The organism is Gynuella sp., assembly GCF_050297175.1.
Classification (GTDB): Bacteria; Pseudomonadota; Gammaproteobacteria; order Pseudomonadales; family Natronospirillaceae; genus Gynuella.
In genome coordinates this window covers 105,279-119,993 of sequence record NZ_JBNKSF010000034.1, presented here as the reverse complement: position 1 = coordinate 119,993, position 14,715 = coordinate 105,279, and the positions used below count along the sequence as shown (strand labels likewise).

The following is a 14,715-nucleotide window of genomic DNA, read 5'->3' as shown; positions in this document are numbered from 1 at the left end:
CCGGAATATTACTGAGCTTTATTATAGGAGGTCTATTTATGGGTTTTGCGCTATCAGCGATGCAACTTCAAAGCGATGCTTTTGATAATGTCGGAAAAATACCTGCAAAACATACAGGCGAGGCTGAAAATGTTTCGCCATCATTATCCTGGAAAAACTCCCCGGATGGCACAAATGGGTATGCTGTCATTTGCCATGATCCGGATGCACCCCTGATATCTCGAGGCGGCAGTTACGGATTTGTTCATTGGGTGCTGTACAACATTCCCGCAGATGTCACCCACCTCGAGGAGGCGACAGAGCTGTTTACCCAAGGTGTTCATGACGCGGGTAGCACAGGATATACCGGACCCATGCCTCCCAATGGTCATGGGCTTCATCATTACTATTTTTGGGTAATTGCTTTGAAAGATGCACCAAAATTGCCAGCCGGACTGACTCTGTGGCAATTGTTGGACGCAGTAGAGCCTTATGCTCTTGGTATGAATCGTTTGGTTGGTACCTATCAGCGCGATTGAATAGTTCATTGTTTGCCCTGAAAACCTGATAAATGCTTCAGGGCAAATACTTTTTCCAATCTATGAATACTCTTCTTTGGTTGTTGTATTGGATGATTAAGGTCTTCCATTGGCACGCTGCCGTTTCATGTATCTCTGTATATCTTCGTGTAATTAAGAACTTATTGATCTGAGTGCTTGAATAATTGTTACTGATTGGAACAGGGAATATGCACCAATTTGGGGTGCATAAGGTCAGAAACCTGGATGCTTTTACATTTCACAGGTGCTGAAATTTTGCCAGATGTACAAAAAAACTTTTTTTTGTGAAACCGCAAAACAAATATGGTTTTTTTGGGGGGGTATTTGGTTGAAAACACTATAACCATTGTTTCGGCTATCTAGGCATGGAAGTTGTATAACAGCGTAACCAGATGCATAACCAATAAAGACTCTGTCCACTATTGGGCCTTAGATGTCTTTTATATAAGGGTAATTATAATAATAGAGGTATTACTGTGACGGCAGTGCTTAGCGAAGATGACAAGTATGTCCGGTTTGTGAACGTTAAGAAGAGCTACGATAACAAAAATCTGGTTGTTAAGGATTTCAGCCTGGACATTCAAAAAGGTGAATTTGTGACTCTGCTAGGACCATCAGGTTCTGGCAAAACAACGTGTCTTATGATGCTTGCCGGTTTCGAGGATGTTACAAGCGGAAGTATTGAAATTAATGGTAGATCTGTTCAGGACATAGCGCCTTATCACCGAAATATTGGCATGGTGTTTCAGCACTATGCATTATTCCCTCACATGACGATTGCAGAAAATCTTGCTTATCCTCTTAAAGTCCGCAAGATGAGTTCCTCAGACATAAATACGGCCGTGCAGGCATCACTGGATCTGGTGGAGTTGAGTCGTTACGGTGATCGCTATCCGGGGCAGTTGTCTGGTGGACAGAAGCAGCGTGTTGCGCTGGCCAGGTCCTTAATTTTTGAGCCCAGCATTGTGTTAATGGATGAGCCTCTGGGTGCACTCGATAAAAACCTACGTGAGCAAATGCAGTTTGAAATCAAACGATTACACGAACAGTTTGGTTTTACCGCTATTTACGTGACTCATGATCAAACTGAAGCATTAACCATGTCTGACCGTATTGCCGTCTTCAATGATGGTGTGGTTCAGCAATGTGCCCCTCCAGCAGAGTTATATGAGCGTCCGGCAAACAGTTTTGTGGCGGATTTTATTGGTGAAAACAACCATATCGCTGGTACGGTGCAGCAAATTAACGATGGTGTGGCAACCATAAAACTTTTTGATGGTTCGGTCATTAACTCAGATGCGACCCTTAATTGTCCTGCTGTGGGGCAGCCCTGTGCGCTGGCTATACGACCTGAAAAGCTGTTCATTGTGTCCGCAGACCGAAGATATGAAAATGTCGTGTCGGCGGAATTTATTACCCGGTTATATGTTGGCGATTCCGTTCGTTATTTCTTTAAGTTGGCGAATGGTGCCGAACTGATGGTGAAAGTATTGAACGATCACGAAGCTCCCCATTTTGTCGCGGGCCAGAAAGCTGAACTGACTTGGCATACCAAGAATGGTTTGGCTTTGGACAAGCCGTAGTCAAGGTGCTTTGTCGTTTGTTGAAAACGTGTTTCAAAACATGAAAAACAAAACATGCGATTTTGTTTTTCGTTCAGGGTTGATGCTGCAATAACCATTAATCCTGTCGGAACATCCATGTTCCGCTGGCAGATTGTTGAAGATGCGAAAAATCTTCTCAAGTTGCAAAAAACGATAACTAGACTAAAGGAACGTAACATATGAAGAGATTTGCTCAAATTGCTGCTTTGTCGCTGGCGGCTACAGCTCTGCCGGCTTTGGCTGAGCAGATGACGGTTGTTTCATTTGGCGGTGCATACGGTGGCGTACAGCAGAAATCCATGCTGGAACCGTTTATGGAAAAAACTGGCAACAAATTGTTGTTTGAAAGTTATTCCGGCGGTGTTGCAGAACTGAAGTCTCAGGTAGAGAGCGGAAACATTTTATGGGATGTCATCGACATGGAGGTTATTGATGTGGAACGGGCTTGCTCCGAAGGACTACTGGAGGAGTTCCCAATGGATACCCTGCCTCCAGGAGATGATGGTACGCCAGCTAAAGAAGATTTCAGTCCTGCTGCGCTGGAAAACCCATGTGGGGTTGCTCAGATTGTCTGGACTATTCTATATGCTTACAACACAGAAACCATCGGTGGTGGACATCCCTCCTCCATGGCAGACTTTTTTGATACCAAGAAATTTCCTGGAAAACGCGCTTTGCGTAAGCGTCCTCAGGTGAATATGGAGTGGGCTCTGCTGGCAGATGGTGTTCCGGCTGACAAGGTGTATGAGATGTTGGAAACCGAAGAAGGACAGGCCCGTGCGTTTGCCAAACTGGATAGTATCAAAAATGATATCGTGTGGTTTGACAGTTGGTCTCAGGCTCCACAATTACTCAATGATGGTGGTGCTGTAATGGTTCAATCTGCCAACGGACGTTTCTTTGATGCCATTCAGAAAGATAAAAAGCCGTTTGTCATGGTTTGGGACGGTCACGTATACGATCTTGACGTCTGGGCCATTGTTAAAGGTTCCAAGCATAAAAAGCTGGCTGAGGACTTCATCCGTTTTGCGACTGGCTCCAAGCCATTGGCAGCAATGCCTTCCATTGCATACGGTCCAACCCGTAAGTCTTCATACGCTTATGTTGAAAAAGACCTGGTATCCAAACTGCCATCTGCTCATCTTGACGAAGGCATGCATGCGTCCAGCGTTTTCTGGGCCGATTATGGCGAGTCATTGGGTGAAAAGTTCAATGAGTGGTTGCTGAAATAATCTACGTTGCCGATTAGCGTCGACAGTCCGGGTTGCAGAAACTCTGGACTGTCGATTGATTCAGAAAACATACATTATTTAGGAAATTTGGATGTCTGGGGTTGAACTAACACAATCAGAAAAACGAACCTTTGACCGGACTCAGCGAAAGGCCCGACGAACTGCTTTGTTGTTTGTCGCACCATTGCTGTTATTTATTGTTGTTTCTTTTGTGTTGCCGATTGGAACCATGTTGTTTCGCAGTGTGTATCATCCGGTTGTCGCGGAACTTATTCCGGCCACGCTGCAGAAACTGAAAGGCTGGGACGAAGCGAGCAATACGATTCCCGAACCGGATGCATTACAGGTTTTTGCTGGTGAACTGAAAACGTTGGTAAAGACTAAGAAGTTTGGCAAATTGGCAGAAGAGATTAATCGTTCGTCGCCTGGAGCATCCAGTCTGATAAAATCCACGGCCCGAAAAATGAGCCGGCTTGATGATGTTAAGTTGCAAACCGAAGGAGATCAGGCTTTATTGGGTGCCAGTAAACGATGGTCTAACCCCAATTTATGGCGTGCCATTAAAAAGGCAGGAAATGTATTTACCGGTGCTTATTACCTGACGGCTGTTGATATGGAACGCAATAGTAATGGGAAGGTGGTATCGCGAAAAACCCAGATTTATACCGATCTTTATCTCAAGAGTCTTAGAATTGCACTCTATATTACTTTGCTGACGGGGTTAATAGGTTTTCCGTTAGCATATTATCTTGCCAATGCTCCGGAAAGGACTGCAAATGTTCTGATGGTATTTGTATTGTTACCATTTTGGACCTCTCTGCTGGTACGTACTACCGCATGGATGGCCTTATTGCAGACGAACGGAGTTATCAATTCTGTATTGCAGTCATTGCATATTATTTCTGAGCCACTGGAGCTTCTGTATACGAAGTTTTCCACTATTATTGCCATGACACATATTCTGCTGCCATTTATGATTTTGCCATTGTACAGTGTCATGAAGGGAATTGATCCAAGCTATTTCCGCGCGGCTCTGTCGCTTGGGGCAAAACCGATACCAGCTTTTATGCGTATCTATCTACCGATGACTACTCCAGGATTCAGTGCCGGGGCATTGCTGGTTTTTATAATTTCCATCGGTTACTACATTACCCCAGCACTGGTTGGTGGTGTTGATGGGCAAATGATCAGTAATCTGATTGCGTTCCATATGCAGTCTTCCAATAACTGGGAACTGGCGGCGGCATTGGGTTCTCTGCTATTGGTATTGATTCTGGCGATGTATTGGCTTTATGACCGGTTGGTTGGTGTCAGCAACCTGAAGCTGGGCTGAGGTATAGCGTATGGCAAATTATCCTAAATACTATACGATCTGGCACAAACTCGGTGTCAATGGACTTAAGTTGACAGCTTGGCTGGTATTGATGTTTCTCATGCTGCCGATTCTGGTCGTGATTCCATTATCATTTAATGCTGAACCATATTTCACTTTTACTAAAGAGATGCTGTCACTGCACCCGGACGCTTATTCCATGCGCTGGTATGCCGAAATTCTTCATGATGAAAAATGGCTGATGGCAATTAAAAACAGTTTCTACATCGGAATTTCAGCGGCGTTGATTGCTACCGTGTTAGGAACCTGTGCGTCGGTTGGATTGACCAACCCCAAAATGCCGTATCAGCGTCTCATTATGGCCGTTTTACTATCACCGATGATTGTACCGGTAATTATTACGGCTGCCGGGATGTTTTTCTTCTACAGTAAGTTTGGACTTGCAGGTAGCCATTTGGGAATCATCATCGCCCATGCGGCATTGGGTACGCCATTTGTAGTGGTCACTGTTAATGCCGCACTCGCTGGATTCGATTATTCGCTGGTGAATGCGTCGATGGGGATGGGAGCAAAACCGCTCTATACTTTCGTTAAAGTGATTATGCCGTTGATTCGTCCTGGAGTCATTTCAGGGGCACTGTTTGCATTTGTGACATCGTTTGATGAAGTGGTTGTTGTGTTATTTATGGCCGGACCTCAGCAGACTACGATACCCAGACAAATGTTTTCCGGTTTGCGTGAGCAGATAAACCCAACCATCCTGGCTGTTGCCACGTTGTTGGTGGTGGTTTCTGCACTTTTACTGTTCACTATGGAATATTTGCGCGCCCGAGGGCAGAGAATTCGAGGTGGGCAGGTATAAGATGTTTGGTCAATGCAGAGCTGATTCGTCTCTGCATTGACCAGGGATGGTAATTACTGTTCTACAAATGCGCGTTCAATGACATATTCTGCCTGATTTCCCTGCTTGGCTTCTGAGAAGCCTCTGTCTTCCAGAATTTTCACTGTGTCTTTCAGCATGGATGGGCTTCCACAAATCATGAAGCGGTCATCTGCAACGGTGGGTTCGGGCAAACCGATATCAGCAAATAGTTTTCCGCTGGTCATCAGGTCTGTCAATCGCCCCTGGTTTTTGAATGGCTCACGAGTGACCGTAGGGTAGTAGATCAGTTTTTCTCGTACCAGTTCACCAAGATACTCATGCTCAGGCAACTCTTTGGTCAAAAAGTCCGTATATGCCAACTCAGAGGTGTACCGGACGCCATGAGTCAAAATAACCTTGTCGTAACTTTCCAGCACCTCCAGATCCTGGATAATGCTCATGAAAGGTGCAAGGCCTGTTCCGGTTGCTATCAAATACAGGTGTTTGCCTGGTAACAGATTCCCATTGATCAGGGTGCCGGTTGGTTTGGTGCCAACCAGAACCGAATCTCCGACTTTGATTTTCTGGAGTCGTGAAGTCAGTGGACCATCAGGGACTTTAATGCTGAAAAATTCCAGTTCTTCCAGATAATTTGGACTAGCGATGCTGTACGCACGCATAAGTGGACGACTTTCAACTTCCAGCCCAATCATCACAAAATGACCATTTTCAAAACGGAGTGAATCACCACGGGTAGTGCGAAAGCTGAACAGCGTTTCGTTCCAGTGATGCACATGGGTAACCGTTTCCTGAACCATTTTTGCCATTGTCTAATACCCATATATGTTAGAAATTCACCGCACTATATATGAAAACTTTATATGGGAAAAATAAGTAATATTGATAATATATATCGGAAAAACAGATTATTGACATGAAATTTTCGTTACGACAACTCCAGGTATTTACGGCTGCAGCCCGTTATCAAAACATCACTAGGGCCGCAGAGAGCCTTTCTATGTCTCAATCTGCGGCATCCGGCGCTTTGAAGGATTTGGAGCGACAGTATTCCGTTTTACTGTTTGATCGCATTGGCAAGCGATTGAAGCTAAATGAATTTGGAGAACTTTTACGACCGCAGGCAGAAGCGCTGCTCGCAAATGCCGCAGAAATGGATCAATTTCTGGAGGGACACAACCGACCGGGAAACCTCAGAATCGGCGCAACCCTGACCCTTGGCAACTACATTGCCGTATCGTTGATGGCTAAGTATATGGAAATGCATTCCGGTACCAGAGTTTCCCTGGACGTTGCCAATACCCGTCTGGTTGTTGATAAAGTGTTGCAGTATGAGATTGATCTGGGGTTGATAGAAGGGGAGGTCAGCCATCCAGAGCTGGAAGTTAGTCCATGGACGGGAGATCACCTGCAGATATTTTGTGCGCCGGATCACCCGCTGGCCAGTAGACCTCAGCTCAACATGCAGGATGTGCTGACAGCTGACTGGATTATGCGGGAGCCCGGGTCAGGCACTCGACAGACGTTTGAGCGTTGTCTTCAGGATGTTTTTCCTGGTTTGAATATCTGTCTTGAGCTGCAGCACACTGAAGCGATCAAGAGGGCTGTGGAGGCAGGTTTGGGTATTAGCTGTCTGTCGAAAATCACTCTGGTGGAAGCGTTCAAACGTAAAAGTCTGGTGCCTCTCTGGCTTGAGGGATATGACTTTTACCGACGTTTTTATTTTGTCTGGCATAAACAAAAGTATATGAGTGCCGGAATGCATGAGTGGCTGAAACTGTGTCGCCAGCATACCGGGTCATAATTTCTTGTGACAACAAGTTTTGCATAAGCGCTGATCCCCTGGCCCAATGGTGAGCATTGGGCTCTCCTGCTAACCGTCAAGCTGTAACGGAGCATTTGGTTGTCGGGTTAATAATTAAATAATTGCAGGGTAGTTGTCGGATTTTTTTGAATTTCAATGCTAAGGTTAACAATAACCTGCCTGGTAATTTTTTTTGGGTTTCGAGGCGGACAGTTAAAGGAATTATATGGATTTTTTTTACCTGACCTATGCAGATATTAGTTGTTGAAGACAGCTCTACGTTAAGAGCCGGTATGAAGACTATGATCGCTTCATTAGGACATAGCGCTGTTTTTGCGAAGTCAGGAGAAGAGGCTTTGCAGATGGTAGGTTCTCTGTCCATTGATATGATTATCATGGATATTGAATTGCCAGGCTTGGATGGTTATGAAACTACTATGCTATTTCGCGAAGCGTTGTGTGATCATTGGGTTCCCATCATATTCGTGACGGGTAACTCCAGTGATGACAGCGTGCTTAAGGCGATTGATGCCGGTGGCGATGATTATCTGGTTAAGCCAGTCAGCCAGACCTTGTTGCAGGCTAAAATTATTGCCATGCAACGCATTGCTGACATGCAGGCCAATCTCCATGAATTAAATCGTAAATTATCAGAACAAAGCGAAACAGATCCACTGACAGGTCTGTCCAATCGGCGTTACTTTAATCTGCGTGCAGTTGATCAGTTTGAGACAGCCCGGCGTATGGCATTGTCTGTGGCGATCATGATGATGGATATCGATCAGTTTAAAGTTTACAACGACAATTATGGTCACTTGCAGGGAGACAGTTGTCTTCAACAGGTTTCCAGAGTGCTGAAGTCAATCGTCCGACGGAATACCGATCTGGTTGCACGCTTTGGTGGCGAAGAGTTTATCATTATGTTGCAGGACTGTGATGCCAACGGCGCACAGATGATTGCCGATGAGATAATGGCAGCAATCGATCAGGCGGCTATTCCCCATGAGTATTCTGCGGTCAGTGATCATGTCACGCTGAGTATTGGTGTTTGTGTCATTGTGCCTGACCGCAATCTTGTGGAGTTACAGGATTGTATAAAAATAGCGGATGAACAACTGTACAAAGCTAAGAATCGTGGACGGGCTCAGGCTGTTATTGAACAGAGTAACAAAATGAAAACCACGCTGATTGTCTCGCGTGAACCTGAAACCATTAAGTCCATCGGCAAGGTGCTCACCTCCAAGTCCATTATCATTACTTCGTCTGATCAGGAGGAATGTAACGAAATCATCACTCAGGTCCATCCGGATATTGTCATATGTGACGTTCGGCCAGAGACAGGTATCGTGCCGGATGATCTGTCTTTGCTCATGGCGCCTGATCGTCAGTCTGACTTTATTGTGGTCGAACTCTCCAGCGGTGCACAGAAGAGCTATCCGGATAAAAGCTCTTTACTGTCAGACTCCCATATTCTCAGTATCTGAACTTCTTCGCCGGTCGAATCAAACGCCCGGCTATGCAAATTCTTCATGATTTCATGGTAATAATTCATATCCTTCCTGTCTGGCAGTTATGCTAATATTCGCGCCCTTCATTCACCTCCTGCTTGGAAACTGGTCGTTATGAGCAATAAATCTCTTGAAAAAAGCAAAATTCGTATTCTGTTGCTAGAGGGCGTGCATCAGTCTGCATTGGACACTTTTGAAGCCGCCGGTTATTCAAATATCGAATACCTTAGCGGATCTTTGTCAGAAGATGCTCTTGTCGAGAAGATCAGAGATGTTCATTTTGTGGGTATTCGCTCGCGCACCCAATTGACCCGCAGAGTTTTCGAAGCCGCTGAGAAACTGGTGGCCGTCGGTTGTTTTTGTATTGGTACCAATCAGGTGGATCTGGCTGCAGCCACAGAAGCCGGTGTGGTGGTATTTAATGCCCCTTATTCCAATACCCGCTCAGTGGCGGAACTGGTTCTGGCAGAGGCTATTCTGCTGCTGCGCCGTATCCCTGAACGTAACACCTCCTGTCATAACGGTGGCTGGCTTAAGAATGCCAAAAACTCATTTGAAGCCAGAGGTAAGGTACTGGGGATTATCGGCTACGGCAATATTGGTACCCAGTTCGGTATCCTTGCAGAAGGTCTGGGCATGAAGGTGAAGTTCTATGATGTTGTGACTAAATTGCCATTGGGAAATGCTGAGCAGGTGGCCAGTCTGCCAGAGCTGTTACAGGTGTCAGATGTCATCAGTCTGCATGTTCCAGAAACAGCTGCCACAAAATGGATGATCGGTGCCGAACAGTTTGCACATATGAAGCAAAACGCCATTTTCATTAATGCCAGCCGTGGTACTGTGGTTGATATCGATGCGCTGGCGGAGGCTTTGGATCGGGATAGATTATTGGGCGCTGCTGTCGATGTGTTTCCAGTAGAGCCCAGAACCAACGATGATGAATTTAAGTCACCGCTACGAGGGTTGGACAATGTCATTCTAACCCCGCACATTGGCGGTTCAACGGTCGAAGCGCAACGTAATATTGGTGTTGAAGTTGCCGATAAGCTGATAACCTTTTCAGATAACGGCACTTCTATTTCCGCTGTGAACTTTCCTGAGGTTGCGTTACCGGCTCATGCGGGTAAACACCGTCTGTTGCATATTCACCACAATGTTCCGGGAGTCATGTCAGAGATCAACCGTATCTTCTCTGAAAACAACATCAATATCAGCGGTCAGTATCTGCAAACCAGCAATAATGTAGGCTATGTGGTGATTGATGTTGACCAGGATTGTGGGCCAAAAGCGCTTCAGATGATCCGTGATGTTAAGGGAACTATCAAAGCCAGAATATTGTTCTGATCCTGAAGTTTTGGTGCTTGGCAGGCGTGCGTTGAGCGAGTCTGCCGGGCGCAGAATTTTTCCTGAATTTGCGATTCCTCTATCACTTCCTTACAGTTCAGATCTCATTCAGTATTGGTGAATTAGTGTTAAATTCATCTCACTTTATATGATTTGCATGCTTAATGGAGAAATTGCTATGTCTAATGCCATGAAGGTTATAACACCTGTTTTGCTGGTGCTTGTTTTGTTCAATGGATGTGCTTCGAAACAAGAACAAAAAACTGAACAGACCGCAGAATACTTTACTGATTGTACTTTCCCTGATTCCCCTAACGCTGCAGCCCCAGGATGGGTCTGTGACGAACCTGTATCTGAATATCCCGTTTCAGCAGTTGGTTCCGCCAGCCCATCGGCGGCCGGTTATGATTTCATGAAGGATCAGGCCGCCACTGCTGCCAGAGTTCGATTGGCACAACAAATGGAAGTACATGTCATGAATATGGTCAAACAGTATGTTGAATCGACCGGTGTGGCAGATAGCGAGACCGTCGATCAGGTCAGAACATCTGTGTCCAAAGTAGTGACAGATCAAACCCTGCTGGGGAGCCGTATCATTGGTAACCGTACCAGTCCGAATGGTTATCTTTATGTTTTGGTTGGTATAGATGAAAAAAACACCGCTTATAACGCTCAAAAAGCATTGTTGACCAGTATGGGCAACGATGAAGCTCTTTGGCAGGAATTCAAAGCTCAGAAGGGTTTTGATGAATTGGCTACAGAAATTGCCAATACCAAGTGAGGCGGGGCGTTCCTGTGATCAGACTGTTAGCATGCCTGTTGAGTCTGGTCACTGTTCAGACGCTGGCTAATCAGGAGTATCGGGCCTGGCTGGCTCAGCAACAGCAGGCTTTCAACCATTACGTCGACCAACAACAACTTGAATTTGCCAAATGGTTGTCGCAGGACTGGATTGACAAAGATGCTGATACCATTATGCCCGATGCCTTGCCCAAACCGGATCAGCTACCCGCCCTGCCAGCCGACACCAATAAGGCCCAGCAGCACTTCCTGACCCCTGACTTTCGGCCTGTTGAACCTTCCCAGCCAGAAGCCCCACAACCCTCTCCCTATATTGTGAAAATGCAATTTTATGGACTGGATACCGGGTTTGATATTCCAGCATCATTAAGAAAACCAGTATCCCGCCGTGCAGACTTATCAGGGTGGTGGAAAACCATGGCTGAGTCTGTAACACCGGAGTTGTTGCGGTCCCTGTCGGTGTTCAAGCAGACCAACTTTCTGAATGATTGGGATATGCTGTTTTTTCTCAATCAGTTGTCACAACAAGTATTGGTTCAGCCCAATGCTCGATCTGCCTGGACATGGTTTATGGGGGTGCAGTTGGGGTTGGATTTGCGTTTGATGGAAGGCCGGGGAATATGGTATGTCGGTTATAATAGTTTACAGACTCCTGTGGCTGTTCCTTTTATTCGGATAGGGCAAAAGCGATACTTTATTTTTGGTGTTCAGGGTAATGCGGTGCTGCATCTTCAGACGTATCCGGAATTTGCTGATTTTGCAGATTTGCAGCCGCTGAACATGCAAATGCATCCCAAGCTTTATCTTGGAGATCAGTGGCGTGATCGGGAAATCGAGTTTACTGCCCAGCAGAGCCAGTGGCATATGGTATTACCTTATAATGTTTATAGGGTGGAGCATGCCAAGGTTTATCCGCAATTGCAGCTTCAGGACTATCTCAATACTCCTTGGCCTGACTCATTGCAACAGGCGGTCAGTCAGCAGTTGCGGCCATTGGTTGCACACATGTCTGGCATGCAGCGTTGGAGGTTTTTGCTGGCAATGGTGCAGCAGGGCTTCCCATATCAGACTGATCAGCAACAGTTTGGCAGAGAAAATTATCTGTTGGCTGAGGAAATGCTGTTCTACCCATATTCTGACTGTGAGGATCGCAGTTATTTCCTCAAAGGTGTCTTAAAAGCAATTGCTCCGGAAACCATCATCGGGGTACGCTTTCCGAATCATCTGGCGCTGGCGGTGCTGGACAGGGATGAACAGGTCAAAGGCTATACTCTCAGTTTAAGTGGTAATGATTATGTCTTGCTGGATCCGTCTTATCTGAATGCTGGCCCCGGGCAGTTAATGCCTGCCCTGGAGTCCCAGAAACCGCAAGCGATTATCTTAAATTAGACTGAGTGAACTGAATCACCTATGTGCATGAAGTACCTGTTAGGACTGGTTGTTATTGTGGCTGTACACGGCTGTGCAACCTATGGTGGAGCCACAGAAGAAGCTGTCGCAGCTGTCAGGGCTGAAGCTTATGATCAGGCAGAAACCGAATTTGCCAAGGTGTTGCCCGCTCAGGGCAAGAATGCGCTGCTGCATTTTCTTGAGTTAGGAATGGTCAAACACTTGGATGGTCAGTATGAGGCCAGTAACGATCTGCTGGAACAGGCCTACCAGTTAGCCGATTATCTTTATGCTGATGGCACCTGGCAAAATGTGGCCGTGGCATTATCCAACCCGACTGTCAGTACTTATCATGGTGCAGAGTACGAACGTGCTGCCATTAATATCATTAAAGCCCTGAACTATTTGTCGTTGGCGGAAACCACTTCAGCGGGATCTGAGCGTTTGCAACGCCTGGACGATGCCGCTGTTGAGATTCGTCGTCTTAATATTCTGCTGCGACGACTGGAAACGGAATTGGGAGATTATCAGCAGGCCCGTGATGAGAGTGAAACTCCGGCGGCCAGAATTGCCCAAGTGCTACGTACTCTAACCGGAAACTGGAATGATCCGGCGAGTCTGCGCTATCGCAGTGATGCCTGGGGTTACTATCTGTCCGGTCTGGCATATGAAATGGCAGGGCAGTGGGATGATGCGCGAATCGCTTTTGATGATGCTCTGCGAACTTATCAGGATGGTGCTGTCGAACAGTATGACCTTGATCCGGCCATGATCGAACTATCCAAGCAGGCAAGTGCATCGGCGGAGTCCCGGGCGGAGCACAAAACTGTATCCGATCAGGGCGATGTCGTGGTGGTGCAGCTGGTTGATCTGATGCCGCGCAAAGGCGAAATGAATCTTTATGTACACCTGCAGGAGTATGGCCAGTTGATGGAAATTCAGCCGGTACTTCTGGGCTCGTCTGAAAACCAACGGGATCAGGCCGCATGGTTTTTGATGCAATACGGTGACTTGGGGTTCACTGATATACTCGGGCGTTATTTGTCCGGCGGCATTATTCAGGTGGTCGATGACTTTGCCTTTGCCAAAAAGGTACCTTTGTTTCCTGTTTGGGATCTGGTACAGCAAACAGAGCTGGATAAAGCTTTGGCTGGTGGAATTCGAGTCGCCGTGCCTTATTATCCTTCATTGGAAATGACTCATAACAGTAGCACCCGGATCACCCTGGCAGGGACCCCTGATCTCGACAAGCCGATGTTGCTGGCATCTTCGCCAGCCAGAGTGGCGCTGCAGCAGCAACTGCTGGATGCCAACCGGGAATTACGCGCAGCCATTGGTCGGGAACTGTTAAAGGCCATACTCAGCTATCAGGTCAGTAACCAGTTTTCGGAAGAAAATGACACATTGGGATTTCTCGCGGCAGCGGCAGGAAAGGTTGCTTCAACTGTCAGTGCCCGTGCTGATACCCGGGCCTGGCTGACACTGCCAAAAGAAATTCGAATGCAGCGTTTGTCGCTGCCACCGGGTCATCACGAATTAACGTTAACTACCCATTGGGATGATGGTGGTTTTGAGCAGACTCAGAGCCTCAGTGTTGATGTTGAGGCGGGTACCACGCAAGTGGTTTCAATTGCGACCATTAATCCTCACCCAGAACAAGAAATTGCCTATTAAATCTCAGGAGAACGTCATGAAAGCCTTGTCTTATTTGTCCTTGTTACTTGTGCTAATGCTGTCAGCATGTACCAGTCAACCCAAGCTTGAACGAGTGGATGCAAATAAAGAAATTGAATTGACCGATAAATGGAATGCCCGTGATTCGAGAGAAGTGGCTGAAGCCATGATGGATGATATGCTGAGCTTTCCGTGGTATCTGGATTTTCGCATGAGTCGTGATGATGCCATGCCCAGAGTCATTGTGCAGACGATCCGCAATAAGTCCCACGAGCACATCCCGGTGGATACTTTTATCAACGACATCAAACGCAGTCTGTTGCGCTCCGGTAAGATTGATTTTGTGGCCGGTGGGGCAGAGCGAGATGAAATCCGTGATGAAAAACTGGACCAGGAGCTGAATTCATCGGCAGAGACCTTGAAAGCCCTGGGTCAGGAATATGGCGCGGATTATGCGCTGACCGGAGAGATCAACTCCTACGTCGACAGCCTGAATTCCAAGCGGGTGACTTATTATCAGGTGGACCTGAAACTGATTGATATTCTGACCAATCGTGAAGTTTGGATCGGGCAGAAAAAAATACAGAAACTGATGACCCGGTAGGCT

Annotated in this window: 13 protein-coding genes; 12 read left to right on the top strand and 1 reads right to left on the bottom strand. The window is 46.5% G+C overall.

Annotation, left to right across the window (positions count from 1 at the left end; translation table 11 throughout):
• The first annotated feature begins 38 nt into the window (after nt 1-38).
• The 5 genes from ACQY6I_RS12740 to ACQY6I_RS12720 all read left to right on the top strand — a co-directional run bounded on the left by ACQY6I_RS12740 (nt 39) and on the right by ACQY6I_RS12720 (nt 5,570).
• Entirely contained in the window at nt 39-518 is a 480-nt protein-coding gene (locus ACQY6I_RS12740; RefSeq protein WP_428241866.1) for a YbhB/YbcL family Raf kinase inhibitor-like protein, read from the top strand.
• A gap of 497 nt (nt 519-1,015) precedes the next feature.
• A complete protein-coding gene (locus ACQY6I_RS12735; protein WP_428241865.1) occupies nt 1,016-2,122 on the top strand; it encodes an ABC transporter ATP-binding protein in 1,107 nt (368 codons plus the stop codon).
• A gap of 200 nt (nt 2,123-2,322) precedes the next feature.
• Entirely contained in the window at nt 2,323-3,375 is a 1,053-nt protein-coding gene (locus ACQY6I_RS12730) for an ABC transporter substrate-binding protein (protein WP_428241864.1), read from the top strand.
• A gap of 91 nt (nt 3,376-3,466) precedes the next feature.
• The gene (locus ACQY6I_RS12725) at nt 3,467-4,708 is read left to right on the top strand and encodes an ABC transporter permease (RefSeq protein ID WP_428241863.1); all 1,242 of its coding nucleotides are present in this window, start codon (nt 3,467-3,469) and stop codon (nt 4,706-4,708) included.
• Between the two features lie 10 nt (nt 4,709-4,718).
• Nucleotides 4,719-5,570: an ABC transporter permease gene (locus tag ACQY6I_RS12720; RefSeq protein WP_428241862.1), complete on the top strand. Its 852-nt coding sequence runs from the start codon at nt 4,719-4,721 to the stop codon at nt 5,568-5,570.
• Between the two features lie 53 nt (nt 5,571-5,623).
• On the opposite strand, the gene ACQY6I_RS12715 is transcribed toward ACQY6I_RS12720, so the two are convergent.
• Nucleotides 5,624-6,397, bottom strand: coding sequence for a ferredoxin--NADP reductase (locus tag ACQY6I_RS12715; RefSeq protein ID WP_428241861.1), 774 nt, complete (start codon nt 6,395-6,397; stop codon nt 5,624-5,626).
• A 107-nt stretch (nt 6,398-6,504) separates the two neighbouring features.
• Here ACQY6I_RS12715 and ACQY6I_RS12710 point away from each other — a divergent pair, with 107 nt between their 5' ends.
• From ACQY6I_RS12710 to ACQY6I_RS12680, 7 genes are all read left to right on the top strand, one after another.
• On the top strand, nt 6,505-7,392 hold the full coding sequence (locus ACQY6I_RS12710; RefSeq protein ID WP_428241860.1) for a LysR substrate-binding domain-containing protein: 888 nt from the start codon (nt 6,505-6,507) through the stop codon (nt 7,390-7,392).
• Nucleotides 7,393-7,640: 248 nt separating this feature from the next.
• Nucleotides 7,641-8,876, top strand: a complete 1,236-nt coding sequence (locus ACQY6I_RS12705) for a GGDEF domain-containing response regulator (RefSeq protein ID WP_428241859.1) — start codon at nt 7,641-7,643, stop codon at nt 8,874-8,876.
• Between the two features lie 138 nt (nt 8,877-9,014).
• Nucleotides 9,015-10,244, top strand: a complete 1,230-nt coding sequence (gene serA, locus ACQY6I_RS12700) for a phosphoglycerate dehydrogenase (RefSeq protein ID WP_428241858.1) — start codon at nt 9,015-9,017, stop codon at nt 10,242-10,244.
• A 178-nt stretch (nt 10,245-10,422) separates the two neighbouring features.
• Nucleotides 10,423-11,025, top strand: a complete 603-nt coding sequence (locus tag ACQY6I_RS12695; RefSeq protein ID WP_428241857.1) for an LPP20 family lipoprotein — start codon at nt 10,423-10,425, stop codon at nt 11,023-11,025.
• A gap of 14 nt (nt 11,026-11,039) precedes the next feature.
• Nucleotides 11,040-12,434, top strand: coding sequence for a hypothetical protein (locus ACQY6I_RS12690; protein ID WP_428241856.1), 1,395 nt, complete (start codon nt 11,040-11,042; stop codon nt 12,432-12,434).
• 27 nt (nt 12,435-12,461) lie between these two features.
• A complete protein-coding gene (locus tag ACQY6I_RS12685; protein WP_428241855.1) occupies nt 12,462-14,108 on the top strand; it encodes a hypothetical protein in 1,647 nt (548 codons plus the stop codon).
• 16 nt (nt 14,109-14,124) lie between these two features.
• The gene (locus ACQY6I_RS12680) at nt 14,125-14,712 is read left to right on the top strand and encodes a penicillin-binding protein activator LpoB (RefSeq protein ID WP_428241854.1); all 588 of its coding nucleotides are present in this window, start codon (nt 14,125-14,127) and stop codon (nt 14,710-14,712) included.
• Nucleotides 14,713-14,715: the final 3 nt, after the last annotated feature.

Coding starts and splice junctions, on each gene's coding strand:
- ACQY6I_RS12740 (WP_428241866.1), top strand. CDS start 39: ATGGGTTTTGCGCTATCAGCGATGCAACTTCAAAGCGATGCTTTTGAT.
- ACQY6I_RS12705 (WP_428241859.1), top strand. CDS start 7,641: ATGCAGATATTAGTTGTTGAAGACAGCTCTACGTTAAGAGCCGGTATG.
- serA (WP_428241858.1), top strand. CDS start 9,015: ATGAGCAATAAATCTCTTGAAAAAAGCAAAATTCGTATTCTGTTGCTA.
- ACQY6I_RS12730 (WP_428241864.1), top strand. CDS start 2,323: ATGAAGAGATTTGCTCAAATTGCTGCTTTGTCGCTGGCGGCTACAGCT.
- ACQY6I_RS12695 (WP_428241857.1), top strand. CDS start 10,423: ATGTCTAATGCCATGAAGGTTATAACACCTGTTTTGCTGGTGCTTGTT.
- ACQY6I_RS12680 (WP_428241854.1), top strand. CDS start 14,125: ATGAAAGCCTTGTCTTATTTGTCCTTGTTACTTGTGCTAATGCTGTCA.
- ACQY6I_RS12710 (WP_428241860.1), top strand. CDS start 6,505: ATGAAATTTTCGTTACGACAACTCCAGGTATTTACGGCTGCAGCCCGT.
- ACQY6I_RS12720 (WP_428241862.1), top strand. CDS start 4,719: ATGGCAAATTATCCTAAATACTATACGATCTGGCACAAACTCGGTGTC.
- ACQY6I_RS12725 (WP_428241863.1), top strand. CDS start 3,467: ATGTCTGGGGTTGAACTAACACAATCAGAAAAACGAACCTTTGACCGG.
- ACQY6I_RS12685 (WP_428241855.1), top strand. CDS start 12,462: ATGAAGTACCTGTTAGGACTGGTTGTTATTGTGGCTGTACACGGCTGT.
- ACQY6I_RS12715 (WP_428241861.1), bottom strand. CDS start 6,397: ATGGCAAAAATGGTTCAGGAAACGGTTACCCATGTGCATCACTGGAAC.